Below are 10,338 nucleotides of genomic sequence, written 5' to 3' on the forward strand. Positions count from 1 at the left end.
CTCTCGGGTTTAGGAACAATGGTTTTGTACCTTGAAAGGTAATCTGCGCTGATCTGCAAAATCTGCGGGAAATACTGGGATAAAGTCTTAGACTACGCTCATACTGACCATACCCTAAAAATTACGAATAAAATAAGAGCCGAATCGTGGGTTATTAATGAAAATTCATAAAGGTTTCACATTAAATATTTACTTTCGCAGTTTAAAAGCAATTGTAGCACATCATATAAACACAAGAAGCTTACATTATTAAAAACCACAACAAACGTGTCAGATAGTTTAGTCATCATTCCCACCTACAACGAGAAGGAAAACATCGAAAAAATCATTAGAAAGGTTTTTTCTTTAACACAGCCTTTTCATGTTTTAATTATTGATGATGGTTCTCCTGATGGAACGGCTGAAATTGTAAAATCGTTACAGGACGAATACGAAGGGCATTTATTTATTGAAGAACGTGCGGGTAAACAAGGTTTGGGTACGGCTTATATTTACGGCTTTAACTGGGCCTTACAACACGATTATGCCTACATTTTCGAAATGGATGCCGATTTCTCGCACAACCCTGACGACTTATCGCGCTTACGCGAAGCTTGTGTAAATGGCGCTGATGTAGCCATTGGTTCCAGGTATGTTAAGGGTGTAAATGTGGTAAACTGGCCAATGGGCAGGGTTTTAATGTCGTATTTTGCTTCAATGTATGTGCGTATGATTACCCGGATCAACATTCAGGATGCGACTGCCGGCTTTAAATGTTACCGCAAAATTGTGCTGGAAACCATTCCATTAAATAAAATCAAATTTGTTGGTTATGCGTTTCAGATCGAAATGAAATTTACTGCCATTAAATTTGGCTTTAAAGTAGTCGAAGTTCCAATCATCTTCACCGACCGTACCGAAGGCACATCAAAAATGAGTACCCGTATTTTCAGGGAAGCTTTTTTAGGGGTAATACAAATGAAGGTTTGGAGCTGGTTTAGAAATTATAGTCGGAAGGCTGAAGTTGGGAGTCCGAAGTCGGGAGTCTAGAGTCTTTAGTCCATGGCATATAGTTAATAGTCCATCGTTATAATTTGATCCATATATTGCTGATCAGCAAATCTTATCAGCCTGTATGCCGGGCTATTTTGTATTAACCAATCTCCCCGACTCACGACTAAGAACTGAGGACTACAGACTTAAACTAAGCCTTACCTTGCGATTCCCTGATCATTGCGCCAAAATCCTGTCCTTTATCCATTGCTTTAACCGTCATTACGATCCGTTTGGTGCGTGTGGGCTCGGTTTTAGCCTGGTTAATCCAGTTGATGTAATAGTTTTGATGCGATTTAGGCTGTTTTAAAAAGTTCCGGATTAAATGTTCCTCTTCTGATAAACAGATTTCCAGATCCTCAGGCATTTCAATCTTAAAATCTTTATCTTCTTCTAAATAAAGTTCGACGCTTGCTCCAGCTTCTTTTCTTAATTGTTTACGGACTTCACCTTTCAGGGCAATAATAAAATCGCCCTCTCCCATTGGGATGGTTGCCATTCCATTAATCTCCAGCTGATCTATCTTTCCTTTTACCCTGAAACTCTTTTTACAGTCGGGCTTAATTTCATTAGCCAAAGCTGCCGGGATAAACACATAACTCCAGCCGGTTTTTTCGCCCATGGTTTCGAAACGTTCTATCTCTGCTTTAAAGTGGATCATGGTTTAAATATAAAAATTATGTTTTAACAAGTAAACGATTAAATCGCTAGGCTACTGATATACTCGTTAGAAACGAGCGCAAACTATAATCGATCGTCATTCCCGCGCAGGCGGGAACCACACAGTGCTCAGCGAAGCTAATCTTAATGCAATAAACTTTAGATTCCCAATCAAGTTGGGAATGACGATCTTATAAAAAAGCATTAATCGGCTCAAAAACAAGCCAAATCATGAGCCGATTAACAAGATTAATCGGCTCATGACCAAAATAAACTAGTTATAACAAAGAATATTGATGATGATTTAAAGGGCTACCCAACAATTTAAACTCATTAATTACCACAAATTGTTGTTTAACTTTATCAAATTTACGAATGGCAATTGTATCACAGTTAAATTCTAAGTTGATGTTGCCATACAAATGCGCTGCCTGATCAATTTGAGCCGAGCTCAGTTCACGTCCTATTGATATATGCGCGTTAGCCCCATTTACAGCATAATTAGTTTTAAGTCCCTTTCGAAAGATTTTCAAAAGATCATTTAAGTATGGTTTGGATGAATCATTGGGAAGTAAAACAACAGCATGGCTAAATTTTGATACACTTAAAGAATCAAAAATTACTTCTTTCGGCCTTTGTGAGCGACAAATTTTCTCAATGCGCTTTTTGCAACATTCCAACTCATATTGGTCTGCCCAAAACATCATAATCGTGATGTGCGCCTCAGAATTTCTACTGTTATACCAGCCAATTTTAAACCAGAGTATATCTTTCAAAACTTTAACATCATTAATAGCTTCTTGGTGAGGGTGAACAACTATTGAATACCTGTCTTTTTTCAATTTTAAATCCATATCAATTTATTTTAATCAATTGCTACCGGGTTCATTTGAATATCCAATTTGGCAAATTTTAAAACCTCTATACTTTGAAAACCAAAATCTTCAACCACCTTGCCCAAAATCAGGTAACAGCCCTTTCCTTTAAAAGGATACATGGGTGTGGTATTGGGAAAATGGGTGGTATCGAAAAAATCGCCGTTGGCATCTAAAAAAGTACCGAACCACATTTTGGTATTTTTAATGGTGTGTACCGTTTTTTCGCAAACATAGTTCCCTACCATCCTTACCGTTTTACCCAAATGTTTGTGCATATCAGCGGCCATGGTATCGCCACGGTAAGGCGTTTTTAAAAAATCGAACATATCGTAATTAAGCGGATAACCCAATAACTCTAACTCTGTATAAGCATTTTCCAGTTCCGAATCAGCCAGTTCCGGCAGCTGGTAAGTTTTATAACTCAGTTTAAAAAGTTCGGCATGGTTCACTTTCTTCTGCTTAAAGCCAAGGTAGTTGTGTACATCCCAAAGCAGGGTTTTCCGATCTTTTCCGGTAAATCGTAAAGCACCCAGCCGAATTAAAATAATAGCCTGTTCTAATGAGATACAGGTCCGTTTTACAAAATCTTCGAGATCGATGTACAAACCATTTGTATGACGTTCAGCAGGAATAATTTTGATGTTTTTTTCTTCTAAACCCTGAACAGCAATAAAACCCAGATAAGCATCTTCGCCTTTTATATTCACTACGTCATCACTGTGATTCACACAAGGCAAATGCACACGTGCCCCGGTTTTTTGTAACTCATGCACATAAACCCATCGACTGTAAAAGCCACCATAGTTATTCAGTACGGCGACCATAAATTCCATGGGGTAATAGGTTTTGAGGTATAAACTCTGATAACTTTCTACCGCAAAAGAAGCAGAATGGGCTTTAGAAAAGCTGTAGCCGGCAAAAGAGGATATCTGTCGCCAAACTTCGGTAATCAGTTCTTCTGAATGGCCTTCCTTTCTGGCTGAGGCAAAAAATTTATTTACCAATTCATCAAAAGCCAGTTTCGAACGGTATTTTCCACTCATGGCTTTACGGAGGACATCGGCATCGGCCAGATCGAGGCCTGCAAAATAATGGCATACTTTGATTACATCTTCCTGGTAAACCATTACCCCATAGGTTTCGCTGAGCCGCTGTTTCATCACTTCGCAGAGGTAAACTACTTTTTCGGGTGCATGATAGCGTTCGATATAGGCTTTCATCATGCCTGAGCTGGCCACCCCCGGACGGATAATAGAACTGGCTGCTACCAGGGTAAGGTAATTATCGCATTTCAGTTTTTTGAGCAATTGCCGCATGGCTGGCGATTCGATATAAAAACAGCCGATAGGCTGCCCCTCTTTAAGAATGCCATTCAATTTCTGATCATTTTTAAAGGTTTTAAAATCGTGGATATCAATATCCTTTGCTTTATTCTTTTTGATGAGCTGTACAGCTTCGCGGATGTGCCCGATACCCCGCTGACTTAAAATATCGAATTTTTCGTAACCAATGGCTTCGGCTTCGTACATATCCCACTGTACGGTTGGAAAACCTTTTGGCGGCATATCCAATGCGGTATAATAGGTAATCGGCTCTTCTGAAATCAAAATCCCCCCGGCATGGATAGAGCGCTGGTTGGGCATCCCCTTCATATATTGATACACCGCCAATAACTTTTGGTAAGTGGCATTGAGTAAGTTTTCGCGTTCTTTGGTGGGATCGGTAAAACTATCTATTTCACCTTTGGGTAAACCCAGCACCTTCCCGATTTCCCTGATAATTGCCCGGTCTTTAAAAGTACTCATGGTACCCAAAAAAGCAACGTGCCATTTAGGATAGCGTTCAAAGATATACCGTTGTATTACCTCCCTTTCATCCCAGGAGAAATCGATATCAAAATCTGGCGGGCTGGTCCGTTTTTCGTGCAGGAAACGTTCGAAATACAGGTCGAGATCAATCGGATCTACATCGGTAATGCGCAAACAATAGGCTACAATGCTGTTGGCACCCGAGCCACGGCCAACATGGTAGAAACCGCATTCGGTCATCGCATACCGTACAATATCATAGGTGATGAGGAAATAAGCACAGAAGTTTTTAAGTTCGATGATGCGCAGTTCTTTTTCCAAACGCTCAATGGCTTCTGTATTATTTTCGCCATAACGGTACCTGAGCCCTTCTTCGGCAAGCTCCCGAAGCATTTTTTTATCTCCTTCGAAATCCCCGGTATAAAAAAACTTGTTTTTAGAAACAGGTGCAGGGCCATCCTCAAAATAAACACTTAAATCGCAACTGTTCAACAAACGCTGGGTATTCTGAACAATGAAAGGGTACTGTTCAAATTGCTGCGTTAATTCCACTTCCGGAATCAGGAATTCATCTGGATCGCATTTTTGTTCATCGGGTACCTTAGTTAAAAGTGTATTGAGTTCAATTGCCCTAAGGTATTGGTGCAAACGGTAGGTGATCTTATCACTTATGGTAACAGGATGCCAAACCAGCAGTTTTTCCTTTTGTTTTAAAAGTGGATGTTTGTATAAAAGGTTGAGCTGTTTGGCACGGATGCCTATAAATTCATTACCTTTTAGTACAGTGTTAAACGATTTTTGAAAGGGATAAATGATATACACATTTTCCATTTCAGGCGGAATTTGCGGCAAGGGAATATGGTTGATGTTATGGTGGCTTAAAAACTCATTCAGCTCGCGCATTCCCTCTCTATTCTTAGCAACGCCCACATACAACAATTTATGATCGACCCGAAACTCGATCCCTGCTACCGGTTTGATCTGATAGGGAATATTGCCTTTATGGATCTCGTCGGCCTCTTTGGCAATGCCCTGTTTATAACACTCGCGAATAAACTCTACCGCACCGGTTGAATTATTGATATCGGTGAGTACCATTTGATGGATACCCAAATTCCGGGCAGTGGCAATCAACTGCTCGATGTTCAGTGTACCATATTTCAGGCTATAAGAAGAGTGCACATTTAAAAACATCGCTAATCATAAGATTTAGTCCCTATTGTTCCTTTTTCACTCATAAAACTTCTGATTTTTGAGCGCTTCTTTACTTCTGGTTGCTCTTCTGTTTCTTCATCCTGATTTTTGATCAGTATTTTCTTTTTGCGGGGATTGTATTTGATTACTTTTCCTGTTTCATCGCGGGGCGGTTGCGTAACAATACAGGCTTTTACCACCGCTTCGGCACCATAATGATTACGTACTTTATCCATGGCCTGGTAAAGACTATACTCTTCCTCGGCAACATTATATAAGCCAATTTGCTCATAACCACTTACCAAATGCGAAAGTTTTACGCCTACCAGCCGAAGCAGCATCCGTTTGGCATATACTTTCTCGAAGAGGCTGTGTGCCTTACTGATCAGAAATGAATCGAGCGAGGTATAAGGAATGCGTTCTTGCTGGGTAACGGTTTCGAAATTGGTATAACGTACAGTTACAGTAATACAAGCGGTTAGTTTTTTCTGGTTCCGCAGCTGGAAGGTTAAGCCGGTAACCATCCCTGTGATAATGGCTTTTAGTTTGGCCATATCCATGGTATCACTTTCGAAAGTGGCCTGTGTACCGATTGATTTTCTTTCGCGGTAAGGCACCACGGGTGAAAGATCGATCCCATTTGCTTTTTGCCATAAACTCAGGCCATGCTGCCCCAGTATTTTAAACATGAGCTGTTGCGGGATCTGCGTAAGCGTAAGGATTTCGCGAACACCCATTTCGCTCAGTTTTTTATAGGTAGCATGACCAATACCCGGAATTTTGTGGATAGCCAAAGGATCGAGAAAGGGCCGCAACTGGGGGAAGGTAACCTGCATCTCACCACTTGGTTTAGATTCGTTCGTGGCTATTTTGGCGACGGTTTTATTGATCGATAAACCAAAGGAAATTGGCAAACCCATTTCCCTGATAATGGTCTGCCTGAGTTCTGATGCAAATTTCATACAGCCAAAAAAGCGGTCCATACCCGTCATATCGATATAATGTTCGTCGATACTGGCTTTTTCGAAAAGGGGGACTTTATCGGCAATAACCTCGGTAATCTCGTGTGAAGCTTTGGAATATTCTTCCATATCGCCTTTTAAAAATATAGCCTGAGGGCACAGCAATTTTGCCGTCCTGCCGGGCATTGCAGAATGGATGCCGTACTGGCGTGCCTCGTAGCTGCAGGAAGCGACCACACCCCTGTCGCCGCCGCCACCGATAATTACAGGTTTGCCCGACAACTTAGGATTTTTTCTGATTTCTACCGACACAAAAAATGCATCCTGATCCATATGAATAATCTGCCTTTCTTTATCCATTCTCGTATTATAGGGATGATTGAGATCAAAAATACTAATATTTTTAGTTTTATAAAAAATTAAGCTGGATTATTTTTAAACAAAATACTAACAATTTTAGCTAAAAGATGACGATTATAATTAAGCTTTTTTTCTGCCACGGAGACACGGAGCTGATCTGATATCTGGTTAATGACTTTATTATTTAAAGGATCTTCTATTATAGTTAGATAAGTCGATATGTATCAATTAATGGATAAACTTTAAGCCATTTTAACCATATAAGTCATGGAAGAAAATATAAGTTATATGCCCTTATATTTCTTATATGGTAAAAAAAAGGCTTGTTGGCCGCCAACCCTGGGAATAAAAAATGCCCCCGATTTTCATCAGAGGCATCTACTAAAAAATTAAAATATATTGTAAATCTTAATTGTGCTTATTGTTTTACGATTTTGAATTCTGTTCTTCTGTTTAACTGATGTGCTTCTTCGCTACATTCTACTCCGTTGCTGCATTTGTTTAACAACTGTGTTTCGCCGTATCCCTGTGCGGTAATGCGGTTTTTATCGATGCCCCTCGAAATGATATATGCTACAGCCGATTCAGCCCTTTTTTGTGATAGGCTTAGGTTGTAAGCATCCTTACCCCTGCTATCGGTATGCGAACCTAATTCGATCCAGATGGTTGGGTTATCAGTCATAATTTTAACGAGTTTATCCAGCTCTACTGCAGCATCCGGGCGGATGTTCCATTTATCGAAATCGTAATAGATATTTTCCAGCTTAATTGCTTTGTTAATTACAACAGCTTCTAAATACAGGTTTTGCGTTAATACGCTGGAAGTTGTTAAGCCAATCGTTGCCAGGTTTTCTACATCAGTCCTGTAGTTTGTTTTCTCTCCCGTAACATTGTATTCAGATTCTTTGGCTAAATTAAATCGATAACCGCCATTCTCATCCGTTTCAGTTTTTAATACAGCACCGTTTACTTTTGCCAAGGTTACCAATGCACCTGCAATTGGCTGGTTGCTGTTTTTATCAAATACCCTGCCTTCTAATTTAAAAGCCAGGATCATTTTCTGATCAATAGCATAAATATCATCGCTACCTAAACCACCTTCACGATTGGAAGAAAGGTAAACGATACCACCTTTTTCGTTTAAACTAAAGCCAAAATCATCCTGGGGAGAATTGAAAGGATAACCCATATTTTCGATCTGGCCAATATTAACCTTTTCTCTTAAAGCCTGATAAACGTCTAATCCGCCCATTCCAACTCTACCATCGCTGGAAAAATAAAAGTTATCCTTTTCATCAAAAACCGGACTGCGTTCGTTGCCTTCGGTATTTACTTCTTTCAGGTTAATGGGCTTGCCCCATGCACCAGCATCTGTTTTTAGGCAAACATAAATATCAGTACCGCCCTGTCCACCTGGCATATTCGATACGAAATAAAGGCTATCTCCATCCGTAGTAATAAAAGGATCGCCAACTGAGTAACTGTTTACATTATTGTAAGCAAATGAAACGGGCTCGCCCCAAACACCATCGGCACCTTTTGTACTGCTAAAAATTTCTACATTAACGGTTGTTGGTTGTTTTTTTAAGCGTTCCAGTTCATCGGTGATGCGGGTGAGCGTAAAATACATGGTTTTTCCATCCGCGGTAAAGCTTGCCGAACCGACGTGGTACCTGGTACCTGTTTTTATAGGAAACAACTGAAGACTATCGTTTGCCGACGGTTTGATGTATAATTTCAGGTATCCGTTACCCGTCCAGCCGTATACTTTTTTATCGGGTTCTTTTGAGCCGTCGAATCTTAAAAACGGTTTGCCTTCGGGCGTGTTTAACTTGCTGTTTGATCTGTCGGAAGTGAATACAACTCCACCCTGGTAATTAACAGCACCCCAATCAGACTGTATACTATTTAAAGCTTGTTGATTGATCAGTTCGATTTTCTTCGGGTTTCTGATCCATTTCAAAGCCGAATCGCAAGAGGCAAGCCAAACAGCCTGCTGCTTTTCTGATACACCTTTCTTTTTATCAATGTAATTGAGGTACTGGGCTTTTGCTTCGCTGTATTTCGAATTGCCCTGTAAAGCTTTGGCATAACCCAAAATATTCTCCGGACTACTGCCCGGCATTTTAGCTGCAATGGCATACCAGCTTTCGGCCTGCTTGTAGTTATAAACAAGTGCATAAGCATTTGCTAAACGCTCTGCAGCATGTAAGGTTTGTTTCTTTTTATAGGCTTGTTCGTATAAATCTATTGCCTTGCTGTAGTTAAACAGCTCATACTGTTTATCGGCATCTTTTAATGCATACTGTGCATTTGCCGAAAAACTGAATGCGAATAAACAATATGCAGAAAGGCAGGTACCTATTAAAATTTTCTTCATTATGTTGTTGGGATAGTTGGTCAAAAATACTGAATATAGTTAGTTTAAAATACCCTTGGGGTTGCCAATCTGATGTTTTGTCTGATAAAAGAATAAGCGATGGAAATCTCATGTGTTCCGCTGCTGTAACCTTGTAACGGGCCGATTGAAAAATCGTAACCATAACCGATCCTGAGTTTTTCTGATGGAAAAATCTGTATCGCTGCTACGGCAGAATTCCTGGGCGTAAGATCACGCTGCAAATAGCTTTTATCATACAGCTTTACACCCGTCCGGTACGAACCGCCTACCCAGATAAAATCTTTGATCATCAAAAATGCATTCACATCTAAACTCGTTGGTCCCCCCCGATCATCTTTTAAAAGAAAAGAAGGTTTAACCTGAAAATCTTCTGAAAGCGGAAACAGTGCGCCCGCGGTCAGGTAATAATGTGGTTTTGGCTGTGGGATAAAGGCATAACGGTCGATATCGATGTAAGTGGCAATCAGGTTATCGGCTGAGAAACCCGCATAAAACCTATCGTTGGCAAAGTAAACCCCTGCCCTTGCATCGGGCACAATGGTACTCTGCATGCCTACTGGCTGGTTTGGTTCCGGATTGTTCGGGTTCAGCAGTGATCCGTCTATACCCAACTGTACCATGCCCACACCCAAGCCCAGCGCCAATCTCGAACTACCATCATCATTCATCCTGATGCGGTAGGCGTAGTTGCCATAAATACTCAGGTTGGTCTGTGCACCCAGCTTATCGCTTGCCACCTGAAGGGCCAAACCTACGTTGCCGCTGTTTGCAATGGCATCTACGGCCAGCGACATGCTTCGAGGTGCTCCGGTAATACCCGTCCACTGGCTACGGTAAAAGCTATGCACATTCAGCACCTCTTTATATCCGGCGTAGGCGGGATTGATATAAATCCCGTTGAACATGTACTGGCTATACTGGGCATCCTGCTGCGCAGATACCGGCCGCGAAAGCAACAAAAACAAACCTGCTATTAACCATATTAATTTCTTCATCTTCTTAATATCTTAAAGTATAGTCTGATTTTAAAACCAGACTATACA

7 protein-coding genes are annotated in these 10,338 nt (G+C 40.7%); 1 reads left to right on the plus strand and 6 read right to left on the minus strand.

The genetic code is table 11. The annotated features are described in order from the left end of the window. The first annotated feature begins 267 nt into the window (after positions 1-267). Positions 268-1,029: a polyprenol monophosphomannose synthase gene (locus AC07YT_RS21355; RefSeq protein WP_086545777.1), complete on the plus strand. Its 762-nt coding sequence runs from the start codon at positions 268-270 to the stop codon at positions 1,027-1,029. A gap of 154 nt (positions 1,030-1,183) precedes the next feature. Here the strand turns inward: AC07YT_RS21355 and AC07YT_RS21360 are convergent, their stop codons facing one another. The 6 genes from AC07YT_RS21360 to AC07YT_RS21385 all read right to left on the minus strand — a co-directional run bounded on the left by AC07YT_RS21360 (position 1,184) and on the right by AC07YT_RS21385 (position 10,290). Then, entirely contained in the window at positions 1,184-1,693 is a 510-nt protein-coding gene (locus tag AC07YT_RS21360) for a YdeI/OmpD-associated family protein (protein ID WP_086545776.1), read from the minus strand. A 277-nt stretch (positions 1,694-1,970) separates the two neighbouring features. Continuing rightward, positions 1,971-2,546, minus strand: a complete 576-nt coding sequence (locus AC07YT_RS21365) for a 2'-5' RNA ligase family protein (RefSeq protein ID WP_086545775.1) — start codon at positions 2,544-2,546, stop codon at positions 1,971-1,973. 11 nt (positions 2,547-2,557) lie between these two features. Beyond that, positions 2,558-5,572 (minus strand): DNA polymerase III subunit alpha, encoded by a 3,015-nt coding sequence (locus AC07YT_RS21370; RefSeq protein ID WP_086545774.1) that lies wholly within the window; start codon positions 5,570-5,572, stop codon positions 2,558-2,560. 2 nt (positions 5,573-5,574) lie between these two features. Beyond that, the gene (gene dinB, locus AC07YT_RS21375; RefSeq protein ID WP_086545773.1) at positions 5,575-6,894 is read right to left on the minus strand and encodes a DNA polymerase IV; all 1,320 of its coding nucleotides are present in this window, start codon (positions 6,892-6,894) and stop codon (positions 5,575-5,577) included. Between the two features lie 418 nt (positions 6,895-7,312). Next, complete coding sequence (locus AC07YT_RS21380; protein ID WP_086545772.1) at positions 7,313-9,274, minus strand: OmpA family protein; 1,962 nt, start codon at positions 9,272-9,274, stop codon at positions 7,313-7,315. A 44-nt stretch (positions 9,275-9,318) separates the two neighbouring features. Beyond that, a complete protein-coding gene (locus AC07YT_RS21385) occupies positions 9,319-10,290 on the minus strand; it encodes a PorP/SprF family type IX secretion system membrane protein (protein ID WP_086545771.1) in 972 nt (323 codons plus the stop codon). Positions 10,291-10,338: the final 48 nt, after the last annotated feature.

Source organism: Pedobacter sp. GW460-11-11-14-TSB4, assembly GCF_059423705.1.

What these genes read in the sequence shown, in the direction of transcription:
- AC07YT_RS21360 (WP_086545776.1), bottom strand. Translation starts at nt 1,693, where the DNA reads ATGATCCACTTTAAAGCAGAGATAGAACGTTTCGAAACCATGGGCGAA.
- AC07YT_RS21365 (WP_086545775.1), bottom strand. Translation starts at nt 2,546, where the DNA reads ATGGATTTAAAATTGAAAAAAGACAGGTATTCAATAGTTGTTCACCCT.
- AC07YT_RS21370 (WP_086545774.1), bottom strand. Translation starts at nt 5,572, where the DNA reads ATGTTTTTAAATGTGCACTCTTCTTATAGCCTGAAATATGGTACACTG.
- dinB (WP_086545773.1), bottom strand. Translation starts at nt 6,894, where the DNA reads ATGGATAAAGAAAGGCAGATTATTCATATGGATCAGGATGCATTTTTT.
- AC07YT_RS21380 (WP_086545772.1), bottom strand. Translation starts at nt 9,274, where the DNA reads ATGAAGAAAATTTTAATAGGTACCTGCCTTTCTGCATATTGTTTATTC.
- AC07YT_RS21385 (WP_086545771.1), bottom strand. Translation starts at nt 10,290, where the DNA reads ATGAAGAAATTAATATGGTTAATAGCAGGTTTGTTTTTGTTGCTTTCG.